A 20216-nucleotide genomic window follows, 5' to 3' on the forward strand; every position below is an offset into this window, starting at 1 on the left:
ACTCTTTGCCTCACCCTCACCCTCACGCGCCCTTATTAAGCAATTCTTCCACGTACTGCACCACTTCAATCGTGGCCGGTCCGTATCTGTGCTCGGCGAAGTGTGTTTTACCTTGACTGGGCTCTAAATTAATTTCTATGGTGTGAGCATTATGCATACTGGCTTCGTGAACTAAGCCGGCCGCTGGATAAACATTGCCCGACGTACCAATGGAGATAAACAAGCTGGCTTCACTTATGGCGTGATAAATCCTATCCAGCAATAAGGGCATCTCACCAAACCACACAATATGCGGACGCAATGGCTCTGGAAACTGACAACATTGACAGAGGTCGCTGCCATGTAACGCACCAGGCCAGTCCACAGTTTGATTGCTATGGGGGCAGCGCGCTTTTAGCAATTCGCCGTGCATATGCAGCACATTTTTACTGCCAGCCCGCTCATGCAAGTCATCAATATTTTGCGTGACCAGCGTGACGGTACCGGGCCACTCGGCTTCGAGTTTCGCCAACGCAAGATGCGCCGCGTTTGGGTTCACGGTATGCAACAGCTTACGGCGTTCATTATAAAATTTATGCACTAATTCAGGATCCCGCGCGTACCCTTCTGGGGTCGCCACATCTTCAATGCGGTGTTCTTCCCATAAGCCATCACTGGCTCTAAATGTTTTAATTCCTGACTCGGCCGAGATACCTGCACCGGTGAGGATCACTATATTACCTTTGCGCACAGGCCGCATACCTCTTGTTTTATAAGCGTATCTTTAACTAACAGGCTAACAGCAAGCCACAGTACAAGCCAATACGCCCTTAGTCTTATTTAGACGTGAGGGGTGAATAGTGAGACTTTAAATACCTCACTGCTATTCCCTATTCCCTAACCGCCAATCCCTTTTACTTAGCCAATAAAAAGCCAGGCACTGGGCCTGGCTTAGGATTATTTATCGGCTGACTCGGATGCGTTCGGCGGCTCGATATTTTCTACTCTCGCTTTTAGCTTTTGCCCTGGTCTGAAGGTCACCACTCGGCGTGCCGAGATGGGGATATCTTCACCGGTCTTTGGATTACGCCCCGGCCGTTCGCCTTTATTGCGCAATTCAAAATTACCAAAACCAGAAATTTTAACCTGTTCACCTTGCTCAAGAGCGAGACGAATTTCCTCAAAGAAGGCTTCCACCATCTCTTTGGCATCACGCTTCGATAAACCTAAATCGGTAAACAGGTGCTCTGCTAAATCGGCTTTTGTTAAGGCCATATTAATCCCTCAAGGATGCACTAAACTCATCCGAAAGTGCCGTTACAATACGTGCTACGGTATCGGCAATTTCTTTTTCTTCCAAAGTGCGATGGGTATCTTGCAACACCAAGCTCAGCGCTAAGCTTTTCTTACCGTCACTGATGCCAGCACCTTGGTATACATCAAACAAGTTTAATCCAACCAGTTGATTTCCGCCAACTTTCCTAACTAAATCAAGGATATCGCCTGCGGCTACTTGATTGTCTACCACCAAAGCAAGATCGCGACGGTTAGCAGGAAAGCGCGAAATATCGGCGGCTAAAGGTACATGGCGTTGCGTTATGGCGCTGAGCTCTACTTCAAACACATAAGCCTGAGACTTAAGGCCTAACTTTTTCAGTAAGCTTGGGTGTACGGCGCCAATCAAGCCCACTTGCTGACCTTGATACAGTACTGCGGCCGACTGACCTGGGTGCAGGGCTGTAATGTCGGTACGCGCAAAACTAAAGTCCAGCTCATGGCCGCTTAACGCCAGTAGCGTCTCAAGATCGCCTTTAATATCAAAGAAATCGCTGCCCTTCTCCGCCATGTCCCAATGCTCTGCAGACACTGTGCCCAGCAGTAAACCGGCCAGTTTTGGCGTTTGCTGCACGCCATTTTCGGCATTTGCGTCGGGCACAAAAGTTAAGCCCTGTTCAAATAAGCGCAGCCGTGGCTGCTGACGGTTTTGGTTATACACCGCCGCTTGAATCAGGCCTGGCCAAAGTGAGACGCGCATTTCTGACATATCGGCGGAAATCGGATTCGGCAATATCATGGTCTTAGCATCCGGGAACAGCAATTGCTGTTGGCTCGGATCCACGAAGCTATAAGTGATGGCTTCTTGGTAGCCCAAATCCACCAGTGCATCTTTTAAGCGATTCAGCGGCAGCTTAGCTTCGCGATGAGAAGACATAGTCAGGCCTGCAACAGGCGCTTGATTAGGAATATTGTTGTAGCCATAAACACGGGCCACTTCTTCCACCAAGTCTTCTTCGATACTGATATCAAAGCGATAGCTCGGCACTACGGCCTGCCAACCGTCACTGGTTTTAGTGACGCTAAAGCCTAAGCGGGTCAGCATATCGGTAACCTGATCCGCATCGATATCGATGCCGATAGTGCGATTCAGCTTGGCATGGCGCAAGGTCACGGTATTGGCGGTCGGTAAATGGGCTTCAGACACGGCTTCAACCACAGGTCCTGCTTCGCCGCCACAAATGTCCAGTAATAAGGCGGTGGCCCGCTGTATCACTTTATGTTGCAGTTGATAATCCACGCCGCGCTCAAAGCGATGAGACGAGTCGGTGTGCAAGCCGTAACTGCGCGCGCGGCCGGTAATGGCCAGCGGACTAAAAAAGGCACACTCTAACAATACGTCTTTAGTGGTGTCAGTCACGCCTGTGACTTGGCCGCCAAAAATACCCGCCATGGCAATGGCTTTTTGCTCATCGGCGATAACCAAAGTGTCGCTGTTTAAGCTCACTTCATTACCATCCAAGAGGGTAAGCTTTTCGTCTTGCTCGGCTAAGCGCACATTAATGGCACCATTGAGCGTGGCCAAGTCGAAAGCGTGCATGGGTTGACCCCATTCAATCAGCACGAAGTTAGTCACATCAACTACCGGATCAATAGAGCGTATGCCACTGCGGCGCAGCTTTTCTTGCATCCATAACGGCGTTGCTGCCGTTACATCAATATTCTTAATCACGCGCGCTAAATAACGCGGGCAGGCATCGGGGGCGTTTAAGCTCACTGCTACTTTGTCGTCGATACTGGCCGGCACGTCAGCAATCTCAGGCCAATTAACTGTAGCTTGCTTGAGTACACCTACTTCACGGGCCACACCGGCCATGCTTAAGCAGTCGGCGCGGTTTGGCGTGAGGTCAATTTCGACGATGCTGTCGTTAAGCTTTAAATACTCACGCACGCAGTCACCAATCGGCGCATCTAAGGGCAGTTCAATAATACCGCTTGAGTCTAAATCTATGCCAATTTCGCTGTAGGAGCAGAGCATACCGTGGGATGCTTGGCCGCGCAGCTTGGCTTTTTTAATCTTAAAATCACCGGGTAATACGGCGCCGACTACAGCTACTGCAACTTTTAAACCGGTACGACAATTTGGCGCGCCGCAGACGATATCGAGTAGCTCATCCCCACCCACGTTAACCTTGGTCACTTGCAGTTTATCTGCATCGGGATGTTGGCCGCACTCCACCACTTCACCCACTACCACTTGATTAAAGTCACCGGCTACCGGTTCAATGCCGTCTACTTCTAGGCCTGCCATGGTAATAAGCTCGGCAAGCGCGTCTGTGCTAAGACCTGGGTTTACCCACTCGTCCAGCCATGATGTTGAAAATTTCATTTTTGCTCCAGCCGCTTAACCAAATTGCTTAAGAAAACGCAGATCATTTTCGAAGAAGGCGCGTAAGTCATTCACGCCGTAGCGCAACATAGTGAGGCGCTCCACGCCCATGCCAAAGGCAAAGCCGCTGTAGCGTTCAGGATCGATACCGACCGAGCGCAATACATTGGGGTGCACCATGCCGCAACCCAGCACTTCTAACCATTTGCCGTTTTTGCCCATCACATCTACTTCGGCGCTGGGTTCGGTAAAAGGAAAGTGCGAAGGTCGAAAGCGTATTTCTAAGTCTTCTTCGAAAAAGTTATGCAAGAATTCGTGCAGCACGCCTTTTAACTGGGCAAAGCTGACATTTTCATCCACTAACAGCCCTTCCACCTGATGAAACATAGGAGTATGGGTTTGATCGTAATCGTTACGATACACACGACCCGGCGAAATAATGCGGATCGGCGGCGCTTGATGTTGCATGGTACGAATTTGTACGCCAGAGGTTTGGGTACGCAGCATCAGCTTAGGATTGAAATAAAAGGTGTCGTGATCGGCGCGCGCCGGATGATGAGCGGGAATATTCAGCGCATCGAAGTTATGGAAATCATCTTCGATTTCTGGACCTTCAACCGTCTGAAAACCCAACTCGCCAAAAAACGACTCTATGCGCTTAATGGTGCGCGTTACGGGGTGCAAACCGCCCACTGATTGGCGACGACCTGGCAAGCTGATATCCAGCGTTTCTGAAGCCAGTTTTAAGTTCAGTTCCGCTAACTGCAGCGCTTCGCGCTTGCTGTTCAGTGCATCATTGACCGCTTGTTTGGCTTGGTTTATCACCTGGCCGGCAGCAGGACGCTCTGCGGCGGATAACTTGCCGAGTGTCTTGGATTGTTCGGTAAAAATGCCTTTTTTACCCATGTAATGCACCCGGATGTCATCCAGTTCAGCTATGGTTGCGGCGGCCGAAATCTGTGCCTGTGCTTTGACGATTACGTCTTGCAGCTGATCCATGTATTCCTCGTCACTTGCCCGCCTAAAGCAGACACTAAATAATTTGAAGGGCTTGATAATAAAGGATTTATGCTTTTATCGCTACCGTATAACTTAAACCCACGCAACAAAAAAGGAGGCCGAGGCCTCCTTTTTTAATTTATCGACTTAACGACTTATGCTGCCAACGCTTCTTTTGCTTTGCTAACCAAAGCGGTGAAGGTGGTTTTGTCGTGTACGGCGATATCAGCCAGGATCTTACGGTCGATTTCAACAGAGGCTTTTTTCAAACCATTGATGAAGCGGCTGTATGAAAGACCGTTCTGACGGCTTGCAGCGTTAATACGCGCAATCCACAGCTGACGGAACTGACGTTTTTTCTGACGACGGTCACGATATGCATATTGACCGGCTTTAGTTACTGCTTGAACCGCTACGCGATATACGCGTGAACGAGCGCCGTAATAACCTTTAGCTTGCTTTAGTACTTTTTTATGACGCGCGCGAGCGGTCACACCACGTTTAACTCTTGCCATTTTTTATAATCCTCTTAAGCGTAGGGCAACATTGATTGAACTTGTGCAACGTCAGACGCAGCAACTAAGTTAGTACCGCGCAGATGACGCTTACGCTTGGTGCTCTTCTTGGTGAGGATATGGCTGGTGTGTGATTGTTTACACTTAAAACCATTCGCGGTTTTCTTAAAGCGCTTTGCAGCACCTTTGTTGGACTTCATTTTCGGCATTGTAACTCCGCATTGTTAATAACAACAAACAGTCAAGGTGAGCTGGATAACAATTACCCAGCTACTTGTAAAACCTTACTGTTTTTTCTTTGGGGCTAGCACCATGACGGCTTGGCGACCTTCCATTTTCGGGAATGCCTCCACTACGGCCAATTCTTCTAAATCCGCTTTAATACGGTTTAGCAAATCGAACCCTAGGTCTTGGTGCGCCATCTCACGACCACGGAACCGCAGTGTGATTTTGGCTTTGTTGCCCTCTTCTAAAAAGCGAACCAGGTTGCGTAGCTTTACCTGGTAATCGCCATCATCAGTGCCAGGACGGAACTTCATTTCCTTAACCTGAACCTGCTTCTGTTTCTTCTTCTGTTCTTTAGTCGCCTTGCTCTTCTCGTAGAGGAACTTCCCGTAGTCCATTAAACGACATACGGGTGGCTCGGCATTGGGACTGATCTCAACTAGATCAACACCTGCAGTGGTAGAAATTTCTAGTGCCTCTGCAATGGTGACCACGCCCATAGGCTCGCCTTCCAGGCCGACTAAGCGAACTTCTGGTAGTCGGATCTCTTCATTCAGTCGATTGCGAGGAGCTGGTTTGCTCCCTCTTTTAATGCCTTTTATAACCTATCCTCCACTGTTTTCTTTCCGCGAGTTTGGATTTCTTGCTTAATGAGCAAACTCAGCTCTTCTATATCGAAGACGCCTAAATCCAATCCTTTCCGGGTACGAACCGCTACTTTGCCGGCTTCGACTTCTTTGTCGCCACAAACCAGCATGAAAGGTACCCGCTTCAGAGTATGTTCGCGGATTTTAAAGCCTATTTTCTCATTTCTCAAGTCTGCTTTAGCTCTAATGCCAATATTATTCAAACTTTTGCTGAGATTGAGTGCGTAATCTGCCTGATTATCGGTAATATTGAGAACCACCACCTGAGTGGGGCTAACCAAGTCGGGAACAGACCTGCGTATTCTTCAATGAGAATACCGATAAAACGCTCGATCGAACCTAGGATAGCACGGTGAATCATTACCGGCACATGGCGTTCGTTATCTTCGCCTATATAACTGGCGCCTAAACGACCAGGCAGAGCAAAATCGAGTTGTATTGTACCACACTGCCACGCGCGATTCAGACAATCGTGCAGGGTAAATTCAATTTTAGGGCCATAAAACGCCCCTTCGCCCGGCTGCAACACATATTCGATGTTGGCGGCGGTTAGCGCTTCTTGTAATGCCAGCTCTGCCATGTCCCAGGCTTCATCGCTGCCAATGCGCTCTTCTGGGCGGGTAGACAGCTTGACCGCGATATCGGTAAAACCGAAGGTCTTATAAGTGTCAAACACCAATTGAATACAATCTGATACTTCAGACTGAATTTGCGCTTCGGTACAAAAAATATGGGCATCGTCTTGGGTAAAGCCGCGCACGCGCATTAAACCGTGCAGCGCGCCGCTGGGTTCATTACGGTGACAGCTACCAAATTCGCCCATACGCAGCGGCAAATCACGGTAGGACTTCAAACCTTGGTTGAAGATCTGCACGTGGCCTGGGCAGTTCATCGGCTTAATGGCGTAGTCACGGTTTTCTGAGCTGGTGGTGAACATATACTCAGAATACTTATCCCAGTGACCTGAGCGCTCCCAGAGTACACGGTCCATCATTAACGGACCTTTTACTTCTTGGTAGTCATATTCACGTAGCTTGTCACGCACGAATTGCTCAAGCTCACGGAAGATAGTCCAGCCATCATGATGCCAAAACACCATGCCCGGCGCTTCTTCTTGCATATGATACAAGTCGAGTTGCTTACCGATGCGTCTGTGATCGCGCTTGGCCGCCTCTTCTAACTGCAACAAATAGCCGTTAAGGGCTTTTTTATCGGCCCAGGCGGTGCCGTAAATGCGCTGCAGCATCTTATTCTTTGAATCGCCACGCCAGTAGGCACCAGAGGTCTTTTGCAGCTTAAAGTGCTGACAAAACTTCATGCTCGGTACGTGCGGACCGCGACACATGTCGACGTATTCTTGGTGATGATACAAACCAGGGTTGTCGTCTTGACTGACGTTTTGATCCAAAATTTCAATCTTGTAGGGTTCATTACGCGCAGCAAAGGTGTCTTTCGCCTCTTGCCAGCTGACCTTCTTCTTGATCACCTGATAGTCGCTTTTCACCAGCTCTTTCATGCGGGCTTCTAACTTCACCAAGTCGTCTTCGGTCAAGGTGTGGTCAATATCCACGTCGTAATAGAAACCGTTGTCGATAACCGGGCCGATGGCCATCTTGGTCTGGGGCCATAATTGCTTAATGGCATGACCCAACAGGTGTGCACAAGAGTGGCGCAAGATGGCGAGGCCATCTTCATCTTTGGCGGTAATGATGGCCAGCTTAGCGTCGTTTTCTATCAACTCACAGGCATCAACCAATTGGCCATCAATGCGGCCGGCGATACAGGCTTTGGCAAGACCAGGGCCAATATCGAGGGCGACGTCCATTACGGAAACCGCATGGTCAAAATGGCGTTGACTACCATCGGGAAGAGTAATTGTCGGCATGAAAAATCCTTAACAGTGGTGCACCCTACCAAAGCGCACGTGTAATCTATGAAAATGAACCTGTAGCTGAAAGCAGCTTCATTGCGGCTCAACCGTCTGACGTACTCTGTCAGCGTGGCGCACGTTAGCGAGGCACTCTTAAGTCATTGCTGTTAGTAATTTAATTAGCAATAAGTAGCTGCGCCGACCTGGCATGGGTTGAGGGCGGATATTTTAGCAGAACAGGCTACTATCGACCATGCTAGAACCGCCTTAAATCGAGGCTTTTTGCGACGCTTGTTCTTTAAGCCAAATAAAACGGCTGTGCGGGACATACAGTAAGTCTGCCACTTGGCGGATCACCCCCTCTTCTTCCGGATCCAGATACGCATCGGTAAACGCTAACTGCCAAAGCGAATACAACAGCTGTTCGCGCTCATTAATCGGTAAGTTTTTTAGCTCAGTGGTAAATTCATACAAGGACACCACATCCTGTTGCTGAGCTAAGCAGTCGGTTAGCAGCTCTTGCACGGCTTGGGGTGTTTGTTGTGTTAAGCGTTGCAGTAATTGGCTCATGCGCGCCTGTTCTTCTGGGCTGGCCTCGCCATCCGCTAACATCACCTCCGCTAATAACGCAGCCATGGCCATTTCTTTACTGGGGCCCGTTGAGGGCTTTTGTGCTTCTAAGGTAAGTAACTGTTTAAGTTTGTTGAGCATCAGCATTCCTTATTAATGAGTTAGCCTTTTGATGGTTGCTCATGTATATCAGGATGTAAACCCTGTTCCCAAAACTATTGTTAGCAAACTTAAGGAGCCCGAATGTCGTCTGAAGTGGTGTTAATTACCGGTGCAGCCAAACGGATTGGTGCTGAAATAAGCCGGCATTTACACAGCCTTGGCTATCGCTTGGTACTGCATTACCACCACAGTGAAGCGGCCGCTATTGCCTTACAGCAACAACTTAATGCCAAGCGTGCTAACAGTGTGCAGCTAGTCTGCCAAGACTTGACTCAACTGCATGAGATTGAGGTCATGGCTGGGCGAGTAATCGAGTGTTTCGGTCGCCTTGATGGCTTAGTCAATAATGCCTCTAGCTTTTATGCCACACCCTTTGGTGATAGCTCGCCTAATCAATGGCAAGACTTATTGGCGACGAATGCGGCCGCGCCCTACTTCTTATGCCAAGCCTTGGCGAAAAACTTGCAGTTAAACCAAGGTGCAATTGTGAATATGGTCGATATTCATGCAGAAAAAGGCTTAAGCCAGCACTTGATGTACAGCATGGCGAAAAATGCGCTCGCCACCCTCACCCGCGGCTTGGCCGCAGAGCTAGCGCCAAAGGTGCGGGTTAATGGCATAGCACCGGGTGCTATTTTGTGGCCGGAACATCCGTTAACTGCCGCGCAAAAACAGCAAGTATTAAGCAGTATTCCGATGCAGCGCTTAGGTGAAGCCCAAGAGATTGCCGAAACCGTGGCCTTTTTATTGTTCGGCCCGCGTTATTTAACGGGACAAATTATTGCCTTAGATGGCGGGCGTTCCAGCCAAGGTTTAAGCGAAGCGTGATCTAATACTATTTGTAGGCGAACGCTTGCTCTCGCAGTTCGCCGAAGGCGGAACGGTTTAAAGCTGTGAGTCGAGAACAGGATGAGAGCTAAAATTAAGCAGGTGCAAAAGTGACTGGCAATCAGAGATTGAAGTGAAAGTTTTATCTACACAGTACAACAGCCATGACGACTCGTTTTATCGCGAGTGCGCGTTCATTCAACGTTTGTATCTGTCGGTTTAGCACTATATTTAGCAGGAGTGGTTATCTTTATCTAGGGTCTGTTGACCTTTCGCGGTTAAATTTTGTTCGAGTTAAACGCGTTTTTATCGCGGCGAGCGGGTTGTAGCTTAGTTATTCTAAGCAAAGCGCCGTTCAACAAAGAGAAAAATGCGTTTAGCCGAACCCGCAGAGCAGCGCTTGTGGTGCCTTTCTACTGCGTTAGCACTTATTTATGGAGAATAACTACATGGCATAAGCACTGCCTTGTATAAAGACTCCACAAACTGCTGCAAAAATCATCTCGAAAGGTCAACAGACCCTAAGCCCCCTACTGCCAATCATCATTAAGGAGCATGCGATGCGAGATTTTTTTCAACGTAATGTGAGCTGCCCACACTGTGGCCATCACACCGAGCTGGCCATAGATGGCTCACAAGGTGACCAAGATTATTACGAAGATTGCACCGCTTGCTGTAACTCAATGCACATTAAAGTGACGCGTAATGAGTTAAAAGACAAAATAGAAGTGAGCGTGGATGCGGATGATGAGCAGATATTTTAAGCGTGAGTGGGTTAATTAGTGCTTTAGTATGTTGGCATAATTAACAATATAAACTAACTCAGTGCTTGGGCTATTGGATTCAGGGCTAATACCGTACCAATAGCCCTGAATAAAAAATAAAATAGCACGCTAAGGTACGCACTTTTAACGGTTAGCCAATACTCGCTCTACTGTACCGACGATGGCTTGGGTTTGCGGATCTATCTCAAGATTCGCCTGGTAACCCGGCTGCACCATGCCTAAGTTAGTGCGCGCTAAAGTTTCCGGAATTAAGTGCACCGCAAAACGGTCTGCATCTACCTGCCCCACGGTTAGGCTAATACCATCGATGCCAATATAGCCTTTATTAAACACGTATTTGGCAAGCTCGCTCGGTAAGCCAAACCACAAGGTAGTATTAGTCTCGGTTTCGATACGCTCTACTAGCGCAGACATGCCCATAATATGACCAGACATGGCATGGCCGCCAATATCGTCGCCAAAGCGTGCGGCACGCTCTAAATTGACTTGGTGCCCTACTTGCAGCAGCCCCAGATTGGTCACGCGCAAGGTTTCTTGCATTAAATCAAAGTGCACCGCTTGGCCTTGAATAGCGGTCACCGTTAAACAACAACCATTGTGCGCTACAGAGGCACCGAGCGCTAAGCCTGGCAACATCTCGGCGGGAAGAGAGACGACATGAGTGCGAAAATCACTTTTTTCGATGATCTCTAACACCTGCCCTTGGCCTTGAACGATTCCAGTGAACATGGTTTTTCCTTTGCTAATTTCAGTTTAAGATATTTCAGTTTAACGTCAGTCGATTCAGCTATAGCGGCTTAATATAGTGGGATAAAGCGCAGAACAAGGCTATATTGCCGACCGTTATTGATAAATAACTACTTTCTACCACCTCACCCCAGAAAAACGAGATATAACGCATGGCAGTTACGCCCTACCTCAGAGAAATTCCTCGCTTATTACGCCTGTGCGGCCCCATCTTAGTGGCACAAATGGCCCAGACCATGATGAGCTTCGTGGATACCCTAATGGCGGGGCAAGTCAGCGCCACTGATCTGGCTGCGGTGGCGGTGGCAACCAGCTTTTGGCTGCCACTGATCTTATTGGTACAAGGCGTTATTATGGCGTTAACGCCCATCATATCGCAATTAAATGGTGCTCGCCGCCAAAGCGAGGTAGCCGCGGCCGTGCATCAAGGATTTTGGCTGACCATATTAGTCACCCTGCCCGCCATGTTGGCCTTGTATTATTCGCCCATGGCTTTGCATTGGATGAACGTAGAGCCAGAATTGGCCCATAAAACCGCCGGCTACTTGCATGCCATTTTGTGGGGCATGCCAGCGTACGCGTTATATCAGGTGTTGCGTAACTTCAGTGAGGGGTTATCTCATACCCTGCCAACTATGGTGCTCGGTTTTATTGGCTTGGCGGTCAACGTACCCGCCAACTATATCTTAATTCACGGTCATTTTGGCTTCCCGGCTTTGGGCGGTGTGGGCTGTGGTTATGCCTCGGCACTGGTATTTTGGGTGATGTTGGTGGGCATGATTTTTTATACCCACCGCTCAAGCGTATTAAGTAAATTTAATATTTTTAGCACCATATCACCGCCAGACTGGCCGCAAATTAGCCGCTTATTTAAGTTAGGCTTTCCCATTGCCATGGCTATTTTTTGCGAGGTAACACTGTTTACCGTGGTGGCGCTATTATTGGCTCCTTTCGGTGCCGAAATTGTCGCCGGTCATCAAATTGCCATCAACTTTTCTAGTTTGATTTTTATGATACCGCTCAGTCTTGGTATGGCCATGACCATACGCGTGGGCCATACCTTAGGCGAAAATCAGCCCGAGCGGGCCAAACGCATTAGTATTGTGGGTATCGTCTTTGGCTGTGGGGTAGCACTGATCTGCGCTTTGGCTACGGTGGCGGGTCGTTATTGGATTGGCGGTTTGTACACGGATAATGCGCAAGTATTAGAGCTGGCGGCCAGTTTGTTATTATTGGCATCTTTGTACCAAATTTCTGACTCGGCACAGGTGATTGCCGCCGCAGCATTACGCGGCTATAAAGACACCCAAACCATTTTTTACATTACCTTTGTGTCTTTCTGGCTGTTTGGTTTACCGATTGGCATGATATTAAGCCTCACCGACTGGCTGGTACCGGCCATGGGCCCCCACGGCTTTTGGGTCGGGTTCTTGGTCGGCTTAAGCTTAGCGGCTACTGCACTGATATGGCGATTAAGAGTAATTTATGCGCGCGTGGAATCTAATAGTCGGGCTAACTTGCCTTTGGTTGACGGCATGTAGCCCACAAGATGAGCTCACTGATCACTTTCACACTTATCTAACTCGGGTCGCCTATGTACTCGAGGTACCGGTGCCGCCATTAAGCCCTCCGCCAGCGTTAGCGGCTTTGCCTGCCCAGCGTGATCTTACCTTAATGCCGGCGCGCATTAGCTCAGGTTTACTGGATGCGCTTAAGCTCAGCCAATGTGACTTATTGGGGTTGGTGGCCGAGCACAATGGCCCCGCAGGTAAAAGCCAATCTGCCGCGGGCCAATTCGCCTATCACCTGCAATTTCAACGCGGCTTAGACCGGTGCGTAGCGCACATCGATGATGCGCAGCTGGCCGCTTGGCTTAGCGAGCTGGCCCAGCTAAAAGCGCCGTTATTGCCCATTTATTTTTGGCATATGATGATCGCGGAGCCGGAAGTGCGAGCCGCTCTAAGCCCAGCCCAACACAGCCTAGCCTTTAACTCTCAAGGCGGCTATCAAGCCACATTACAGGCTTTTAGCCTGTTTGCTCGCTTACAAACACAAGCCAACCAATATTTAGCCACGCCGCTTGCCCTGCCAAACATTAGGTCAGAAATCAGGTTAGGGGATCTAAATGAAGATTTGAGTGCAGAGCTCAATCAGGCCTTGCGTGGTTTATATAAGAACCCCTACTTTGGCCAACTCGTTTACTCCTTGCACGCCAGTGCCGAGCACCTGGAGCAAAGCATCGACTTTTTAGGCCAACTAGCGCACGTTAACTGCCAAGGGGCCAATGCCATAAAAGCCGAACGGCTGCGCAATGCCCTGCAACACTATTACATTAAAGATATTCAGCCCTACTTCACTGAGTTGGATCGCCAATTTGTACAACTGGCCCCGCTGTTGCAGGCGAGCTTAACGCCACCTGCCGAAAAGGCAGAGATGATGACCGACTATCGACAGCAACTCGCCCTAGGCTTAGAGAGTCAGCTCTATGTGCGCTATCGCGCATTAACATTACAGCATGCCAAAGTTTGGCAAGATTTTCTAAAACGGTGCGAACTTTCACCAAAGCGTGGATAAGTTAACCAGTACCGATCGTAAATAGACCATAAGTTGGCCAACCGCTTGAGCGTAAACAGAAAAGGCTTGCCAGCCTCGCCGAGCAAGGCTAATATTGCGCTCGCTTAGCAGTAGCGCGTCCTTAGCTCAGTTGGTTAGAGCACTACCTTGACATGGTAGGGGTCGGTGGTTCGAATCCACTAGGACGCACCATTCTATCTCCGTAGATATTACGATATAGATTACATAAATTGCTAGCATCTGCGTCCTTAGCTCAGTTGGTTAGAGCACTACCTTGACATGGTAGGGGTCGGTGGTTCGAATCCACTAGGACGCACCAAACATTAAAAAGCCCGCTCATTGAGCGGGCTTTTTGCTTTTAGCACCGTGACATGTGCAGGTGAAGCGGAAAATAAAGTACCGAGTGTCGAGCACCAAACAAAGAGAAAAACCAACACTAAGACTTTTTCGGCAACGGAATCCACTAAATCCACGAAAAAATAGGGATCAAATCTGAAAGTGATTTCTAATAGTAAGCGCCCCACACCACGATCTGAACGAGGGGAGCCCTTGCCATCAAAAATCTTTTATCACTCGTCGATCTTATCTCATCTTAACTTTTCCGCGCCTTCCGAGTTCTTCCGTTGCCAATAGCCTTTGACCTAGATCTATTTGGCCACACTCTTTGCTGCGGCAGATCACTCTTTTAGATTCGTCTCAGCCAAACCAAAACACCGAGCAAAGGCTCGGTGTTTTATTTAGTACGTATGGCTATTACTTCGCCTGCATCGCCATCACGGTCGCGATGTTCTGCGCGGTGAAGGTCACGTTTACTTCGGCATCGGCAAAGGCTTCTTTCAGCGTCATCACGCGCGGCATAATGGAGAACACCGCATCTATACCGTGCTCACAGACCACGGCGACATCCGCACTTAAGCTACCGGCGATGCCGATCACGGGAATATCATACAGCTTAGCGGTCTTAGCTACGCCAATCGGCGTTTTGCCAAAGATAGTTTGACTGTCGAGGCGGCCTTCACCGGTGATCACTAAGTCGGCACCTTTCACCAGCTCTTTTAAGTTAGTGGCTTCTACCACAATCTCGATACCCGGCTTAAAGGTGGCCTTCATAAAGGTCATCATGCCAAAGCCCATACCACCAGCAGCACCCGCACCACTGGTATTACGTTGATCGCTAAAGCCACTGGCCACAATCACATCCGCAAGATGAGTCAGTGCTTTTTCAAGCTCCGCTCTCTTCTCTTCAGTGGCGCCTTTTTGCGGACCAAAGATGGCGGTAGCCCCGCGCTCACCTAATAACGGGTTGTCTACGTCACAGGCCACTTCAAAAGTACACTCAGCCATGGCAGGGTGCAGCTCGCTTAAATCAATGCTGTGCACATCGATTAAGGCAGCACCTCCATCTTTAATGGCGTTGCCCTGCGCATCGTTAAACTTAGCGCCCAATGACACAAGCATGCCGATGCCGGCGTCGTTGGTGGCACTGCCGCCCAGACCAACAATAATGTGGCGTACACCTGCGTCCAATGCATGACGCACCAGCTCACCGGTACCACGCGAGGTGGCCACACAAGGGTCGCGCTCTTCTAACAGCACATGGTGTAAACCCGACGCCGACGCCATTTCAATCACGGCGGTGTTGCCATCACCCAACAAGCCATAGTGGGCGTCAACTTGATTACCCAATGGGCCCGTCACTTGAGTACGCACTATATTACCGTCGGTCACGGCGACCAGTGCCTCTACTGTGCCCTCACCACCGTCGGCCATGGGTACCAACACGTACTCCGCATCTGGGTATACAGTTTGGAAACCATTTTTAATCGCTTCGGCCACTTCGAGCGCGGACAGACTTTCTTTAAAAGAATCAGGAGCAATAACAATCTTTTTCATGTCAGTACCTTAAATGATGTGGTGCAAAGAACACTTAGTATCTGTGTTCTGGTCGTAAAAGGCCATGTGCAAATGCACAGTCATATACAGAGAATTATGTGCATCTAGCGCCCTGCTTACGACTGTATGCCACGATAAATGTTCATTGATGCTTAGCTTGATACATTGAAGACCCTCTCTTCGGTAAAGAGGACTTCAGCAGGCCAGCGCAGCTGGAGGGTATTAAAAAAATCACAACACCGCGGCGAATAAATTGCCGCCTACGGTTACTCCCTTAATCGAGGATAATTTTACCCAGATACAAACGGAAGAGCTGATCTAACTTTTTATAATCGACACCGGTAATGTCTTGGATTTTCTCTAGGCGATTACGCAGCGTATTACGGTGAATATTCAGCTGTTGGGCGCAGGAGCTCATGTCGATAGAGGAAGACATTAAGGTTTGCAGCGTTAAGCGCAGCGCGCCATTGGCATCTTGTGCACACAGAGCACGGTATTCTTTGGTGAGCTCCGACAAATGCCAGCCTTTGGCGATGGAGCTAATGATAATTTTCTCTTTATGATTGTCATAGTAGTAGCTGTTGCTAACTAGAGCAGCACTGGCGTCACTAAGCGCCCCGTTCACACTATCTGACTCGGCTAGCCCAAACTGCAGGGCCGCACTGGCGGTGGCTTGCGATAAAGCCAGCGTCGAATATGCAGTAACGGTAGCCCCAATACCCGTCTTAAACGGTTGATCTAACACACGAGCCGCCTCTGCTATTTTAGCCGTGATATTGACATTACCATCGAGGATAAAGCTCAAACTTGCGTCTGAGTTAAAACAAAATAGACCATTTAAAGCCAGCTCTAAGGCGGGAGTGAGATCCAGTTTTTGTTGCATCATGCGCGCCGGATGCGCTGGCTTAATGGTTACACACAGGGCCGGTAATCTTAAACTCAGTTGCAATTTCTTTAATTGGGCGCAGGCCTGTGTCTCATCCAACTGGCCTTGCAGCAACTGCTTAACGCAGTTCTCTTTTTCAATGCGCAGTTGCAGGGCGGCGTCTTTTTCGCGGCTTTGCTCTACTAACAGCTCTGCCGTCATTTTCAATAAAGCACCCAGTTCGCACACGCGCTCAGGATCGCCGGTAATCCCCACCACGCCGATGCAGTTACCTTGATACTCAATGGGCAAATTAACACCGGGCTTAGCGCCGGCTAAAAAGCGGGTGTCGGCAAGATCCACCGTCACTGACTCTTGATGCTCAATCACCCAGCGCGCACCTTGATGCTCACGCCCTACTCGGCTGGCATCCGTGGAAGCCACCACTATGCCCTGCTTGTTCATCACGTTAATGTCGTAGGGGATCAGCCCTTTAGTACGGGCGATAATTTTTTCAGCAATAATATCTTCAATTTCCATCACTATTGCCTTTGTGGATAGGATCTGTTGACCTTTCGCGGTTAAATTTTGTTCGAGTTAAACGCGTTTTTATCGCGACGAGAGTGGGTGTAGCCTAGTCATTCTAAGCAAGACCCGCTCAACAAAGAGAAAAACGTGTCCATCATTCAAAGTCCATTTCAGACGCTATATTATCATTTTAGGCCTGCAAAACCTGCTGTAATTAGTTATTGGCGTGCCAACCCTAACAACCGTGCTGCATATTTTGTATGTGTTGGTTTAAACAAACTTTAGTATGTTGGCATAAGCTACACCAGCGAGCAGTCACTAAGCTATGCCGTGCCAATCCCCCATCCCTAACTTTCTAACTAAATACCGCCATGGCTATCGGTGGGTTTGTTAGCGCCAGCATCTGGTCTTAATCTTCATCAGTGGGGGGCTAATACCAATCTAACTAAGAGAGTGATCTAAACACCTAACCGGATCTATGGTTTATCTCCTGCCACTGCCCTTCTCTTCAGCGAAGAGGATTTCGGCAGGCCTGCTTTGCTGGCTTATTTAAAATCCAAACATAAAACCGTGCCGAACAAGTTGGCACCCTACAAGGTCAAGACCCGCGCCTTGTTTGTCGTTTGCCACCTCTTTAGAGAAGAAGGCTTCGCTAGTCCCGACGTCAAGCTAGATAATATGATCTGTGAGTTTTACCGAATGGTATATCCGTGGTGGATAAAAAGCGCGGCATTAATCTGCACTGAAATGGTCAAATAAGCGTGCAGGCAATCCCCATAGCTCGCCCTACTTCGGCGCCAGCAGCACCCATACAGAGTGAAGAAAACTGCCTCATTGGCTGTCACACATCGTACGTAGCAATGCCATATAGTGATGGCATATAGTGATAGTAAGTAGTTACGTTAACGGAAGCTGGGGATGGATTGAAAAAAGCACAAAAAAAACCCTCGTAAGCGAGGGCAAAATAAACGGAAACGTGCTTAAACAGAGCTACACATTAAAGCTACATGACTACCCACTCAAGCTGGGTAATTGATTGAGCTGTAATGTTAATCCAATCTAACTGCTGAGAAATATGAAGTCAACGGATAAAAAAACAATCCTCTCCTTCTCATTATTAACACACAACCTGCCTCCATTAACGTCAACGTTAGCCGCAACCCTCAGCTAACAAGTCTTTACTGAGGTTCTAGAGGTGATTTTTAAGACAGTCTCATTCCAGTCTTACAAATAAAGAGCTTATACAGCAGCCAAAACTGTGGTTAGTTTCGCAAATTCATCGATATTTCTGAGCGTTACACAAGCGCAATGCCCAAATCGTGTCTAACCTTTCAGCAAGGGAATGAAGATGCGCGTAAGGCTCAAGTAAAGCCAGTTAAAGAGCTTATTCAGCTTGAGTTCGGTTTTTAGGGGGATGACATCATGGGTATTTTCGAGCATTACCAATCACGCTATGAAAAAGCCAAGGAAGAAGAGTATAGCCTGCAAGAGTTTCTCGATATGTGTCGAGAAGACAAAGCCTGTTATGCCTCCGCTTCTGAGCGGCTATTGATGGCAATCGGTGAACCTGAAATGGTCGACACGGCACATGAGCCAAGATTAAGTCGATTGTTTTCTAATCGGGTGGTGGCACGCTATCCAGCCTTTGCTGAGTTTTATGGCATGGAGGAAAGTGTTGAACAAATTGTGTCCTATTTAAAACACGCGGCACAAGGCTTAGAAGAAAAGAAACAAATCTTATATTTATTGGGCCCAGTGGGCGGCGGTAAATCCTCATTGGCGGAGTGCATTAAAGCCTTAATGCAAAAAATGCCGGTGTATCGTATTAAAGGCTCACCGGTTAACGATCACCCTTTCTGTTTATTTGATGCCACAGAAGACGGTCCCGTATTAGAGCAAGAGTATGGTATTCCTAAGCGTTATCTACGCGCCATTATGTCGCCGTGGGCGGTGAAGCGCTTACATGAGTTTGGCGGCGACATTAGCCGCTTTCGGGTAGAGAAAGTCTATCCGTCGGTATTGGATCAAATCGCCATCGCAAAAACCGAACCCGGTGATGATAACAACCAAGACATTTCCTCCTTAGTGGGCAAGGTCGACATCCGTCAACTCGAGCACTTCTCACAAGATGACGCGGATGCTTACTCCTATTCCGGCGCCTTATGTAAAGCTAACCAAGGTTTGATGGAATTTGTGGAAATGTTTAAAGCACCCATCAAGGTGCTCCACCCCTTACTGACCGCTACCCAAGAGGGTAACTATAACGGTACTGAGGGTTTGTCTGCCCTGCCCTTCGAAGGCATTATTTTAGCGCACTCGAACGAGTCAGAATGGCAACACTTTAAGCACAACCGAAACAATGAGGCTTTCTTAGACCGCGTCTATATCGTGAAAGTGCCTTATTGCTTGCGAGTCACAGAAGAGATTGATATCTACCAAAAGCTGCTGACTAACAGTGAGCTGGCTCATGCCAAGTGCGCGCCAGGTACCTTAGAGGCGTTGGCCCAATTTACCGTCTTGTCTCGCTTAAAAGATCCTGAAAACTCTAATCTCTACTCCAAAATGCGGGTCTATAACGGGGAGAGTTTGAAAGACACGGACCCTAAAGCGAAATCTTACCAAGAGTATCGAGACTACGCGGGCGTGGATGAGGGCATGAGCGGTTTATCGACCCGTTTCGCCTTTAAAATCTTATCCCGAGTATTTAACTTCGACCATACAGAGATAGCCGCCAACCCAGTGCACTTATTCTATGTACTGGAGCAGCAAATTGAACGTGAACAGTTTGCTCAAGAGACCCACGACCGCTACTTAGAGTTTATTAAGGGTTACCTGATCCCTAAGTATGTGGAGTTTATTGGCAAAGAAATTCAAACCGCTTATTTAGAGTCCTACTCTGAGTACGGGCAAAATATCTTTGACCGCTACGTGGTGTATGCAGACTTTTGGATCCAAGACCAAGAATATCGGGATCCGGATACCGGCCAGCTGTTTGACCGTTCCGCCCTCAACGCCGAACTGGAGAAAATAGAAAAGCCAGCGGGCATTAGTAACCCCAAAGACTTCCGTAACGAGATAGTGAACTTTGTGTTGCGGGCACGCGCCAATAACGCCGGTAAAAATCCGAACTGGACCAGCTACGAGAAGCTCAGAACCGTCATCGAGAAGAAAATGTTTTCGAATACAGAAGAGCTATTGCCGGTCATCTCCTTTAATGCCAAGACCAGTGCTGATGAACAGAAAAAGCACGATGACTTTGTCGCCCGTATGATGGAGAAAGGCTATACCCGTAAACAGGTTCGATTGTTATCTGAGTGGTATCTGCGCGTGCGCAAGTCCACTTAATAAGTGAGCGTTGGGGAAAT

At 48.6% G+C, this 20216-nt stretch carries 16 protein-coding genes, 2 tRNA genes and 1 pseudogene; 7 read left to right on the forward strand and 12 right to left on the reverse strand.

The annotated features are described in order from the left end of the window. Nucleotides 1-22 precede the first annotated feature (22 nt). The 9 genes and pseudogenes from cobB to CBP31_RS00170 all read right to left on the reverse strand — a co-directional run bounded on the left by cobB (nt 23) and on the right by CBP31_RS00170 (nt 8610). A complete protein-coding gene (gene cobB, locus CBP31_RS00130; RefSeq protein WP_087034317.1) occupies nt 23-739 on the reverse strand; it encodes a Sir2 family NAD+-dependent deacetylase in 717 nt (238 codons plus the stop codon). Between the two features lie 197 nt (nt 740-936). Continuing rightward, nucleotides 937-1254 carry an integration host factor subunit alpha gene (ihfA, locus tag CBP31_RS00135; RefSeq protein WP_087034318.1) on the reverse strand — a complete coding sequence of 106 codons (318 nt, stop codon included), beginning with the start codon at nt 1252-1254 and terminating at the stop codon, nt 937-939. 1 nt (nt 1255) lies between these two features. Further along, a complete protein-coding gene (gene pheT / locus CBP31_RS00140) occupies nt 1256-3643 on the reverse strand; it encodes a phenylalanine--tRNA ligase subunit beta (RefSeq protein WP_087034319.1) in 2388 nt (795 codons plus the stop codon). 15 nt (nt 3644-3658) lie between these two features. Further along, complete coding sequence (pheS, locus tag CBP31_RS00145) at nt 3659-4642, reverse strand: phenylalanine--tRNA ligase subunit alpha (RefSeq protein ID WP_087034320.1); 984 nt, start codon at nt 4640-4642, stop codon at nt 3659-3661. Nucleotides 4643-4797: 155 nt separating this feature from the next. Next, nucleotides 4798-5157, reverse strand: a complete 360-nt coding sequence (gene rplT, locus CBP31_RS00150) for a 50S ribosomal protein L20 (protein WP_087034321.1) — start codon at nt 5155-5157, stop codon at nt 4798-4800. A gap of 14 nt (nt 5158-5171) precedes the next feature. Next, on the reverse strand, nt 5172-5366 hold the full coding sequence (gene rpmI, locus CBP31_RS00155; RefSeq protein ID WP_087034322.1) for a 50S ribosomal protein L35: 195 nt from the start codon (nt 5364-5366) through the stop codon (nt 5172-5174). Nucleotides 5367-5441: 75 nt separating this feature from the next. Further along, nucleotides 5442-5984 (reverse strand): translation initiation factor IF-3, encoded by a 543-nt coding sequence (infC, locus tag CBP31_RS00160; RefSeq protein WP_087034323.1) that lies wholly within the window; start codon nt 5982-5984, stop codon nt 5442-5444. After that, nucleotides 5981-7914 (reverse strand): annotated as a pseudogene (gene thrS / locus CBP31_RS00165) (threonine--tRNA ligase). The gene infC and the pseudogene thrS overlap by 4 nt, the downstream one beginning before the upstream one ends. A gap of 252 nt (nt 7915-8166) precedes the next feature. Beyond that, nucleotides 8167-8610: a tellurite resistance TerB family protein gene (locus CBP31_RS00170; protein WP_087034324.1), complete on the reverse strand. Its 444-nt coding sequence runs from the start codon at nt 8608-8610 to the stop codon at nt 8167-8169. 102 nt (nt 8611-8712) lie between these two features. Here CBP31_RS00170 and CBP31_RS00175 point away from each other — a divergent pair, with 102 nt between their 5' ends. Together CBP31_RS00175 and CBP31_RS00180 are read left to right on the forward strand one after the other, a co-directional pair. Then, nucleotides 8713-9459: a pteridine reductase gene (locus tag CBP31_RS00175; protein WP_087034325.1), complete on the forward strand. Its 747-nt coding sequence runs from the start codon at nt 8713-8715 to the stop codon at nt 9457-9459. 560 nt (nt 9460-10019) lie between these two features. Then, the gene (locus tag CBP31_RS00180) at nt 10020-10223 is read left to right on the forward strand and encodes a CPXCG motif-containing cysteine-rich protein (RefSeq protein WP_087034326.1); all 204 of its coding nucleotides are present in this window, start codon (nt 10020-10022) and stop codon (nt 10221-10223) included. A gap of 144 nt (nt 10224-10367) precedes the next feature. Here the strand turns inward: CBP31_RS00180 and CBP31_RS00185 are convergent, their stop codons facing one another. After that, nucleotides 10368-10973 carry a riboflavin synthase subunit alpha gene (locus CBP31_RS00185; RefSeq protein WP_087034327.1) on the reverse strand — a complete coding sequence of 202 codons (606 nt, stop codon included), beginning with the start codon at nt 10971-10973 and terminating at the stop codon, nt 10368-10370. A gap of 170 nt (nt 10974-11143) precedes the next feature. On the opposite strand from CBP31_RS00185, the gene CBP31_RS00190 reads away from it, so the two are divergent. The 4 genes from CBP31_RS00190 (at nt 11144) to CBP31_RS00205 (ending at nt 13884) form a co-directional block, all read left to right on the forward strand. Then, nucleotides 11144-12532: an MATE family efflux transporter gene (locus CBP31_RS00190; RefSeq protein ID WP_087034328.1), complete on the forward strand. Its 1389-nt coding sequence runs from the start codon at nt 11144-11146 to the stop codon at nt 12530-12532. After that, a complete protein-coding gene (locus CBP31_RS00195) occupies nt 12477-13565 on the forward strand; it encodes a DUF3080 family protein (RefSeq protein ID WP_087038538.1) in 1089 nt (362 codons plus the stop codon). Before CBP31_RS00190 ends, CBP31_RS00195 begins: the two co-directional genes overlap by 56 nt. 115 nt (nt 13566-13680) lie before the next feature. Next, nucleotides 13681-13757, forward strand: a tRNA-Val gene (locus tag CBP31_RS00200). Between the two features lie 50 nt (nt 13758-13807). After that, nucleotides 13808-13884, forward strand: a tRNA-Val gene (locus CBP31_RS00205). A 434-nt stretch (nt 13885-14318) separates the two neighbouring features. On the opposite strand, the gene CBP31_RS00210 is transcribed toward CBP31_RS00205, so the two are convergent. Both CBP31_RS00210 and CBP31_RS00215 read right to left on the reverse strand, forming a co-directional pair. Continuing rightward, on the reverse strand, nt 14319-15458 hold the full coding sequence (locus CBP31_RS00210) for a glycerate kinase (RefSeq protein ID WP_087034329.1): 1140 nt from the start codon (nt 15456-15458) through the stop codon (nt 14319-14321). Nucleotides 15459-15732: 274 nt separating this feature from the next. Next, a complete protein-coding gene (locus CBP31_RS00215) occupies nt 15733-16863 on the reverse strand; it encodes a CdaR family transcriptional regulator (RefSeq protein WP_087034330.1) in 1131 nt (376 codons plus the stop codon). Between the two features lie 1410 nt (nt 16864-18273). Between CBP31_RS00215 and CBP31_RS00220 the strand changes: the two genes are divergently transcribed. After that, complete coding sequence (locus tag CBP31_RS00220; RefSeq protein ID WP_087034331.1) at nt 18274-20196, forward strand: PrkA family serine protein kinase; 1923 nt, start codon at nt 18274-18276, stop codon at nt 20194-20196. The last annotated feature ends 20 nt before the right edge of the window (nt 20197-20216 follow it).

The organism is Oceanisphaera profunda, assembly GCF_002157895.1.
In the GTDB taxonomy this organism is placed as follows: domain Bacteria; phylum Pseudomonadota; class Gammaproteobacteria; order Enterobacterales; family Aeromonadaceae; genus Oceanimonas; species Oceanimonas profunda.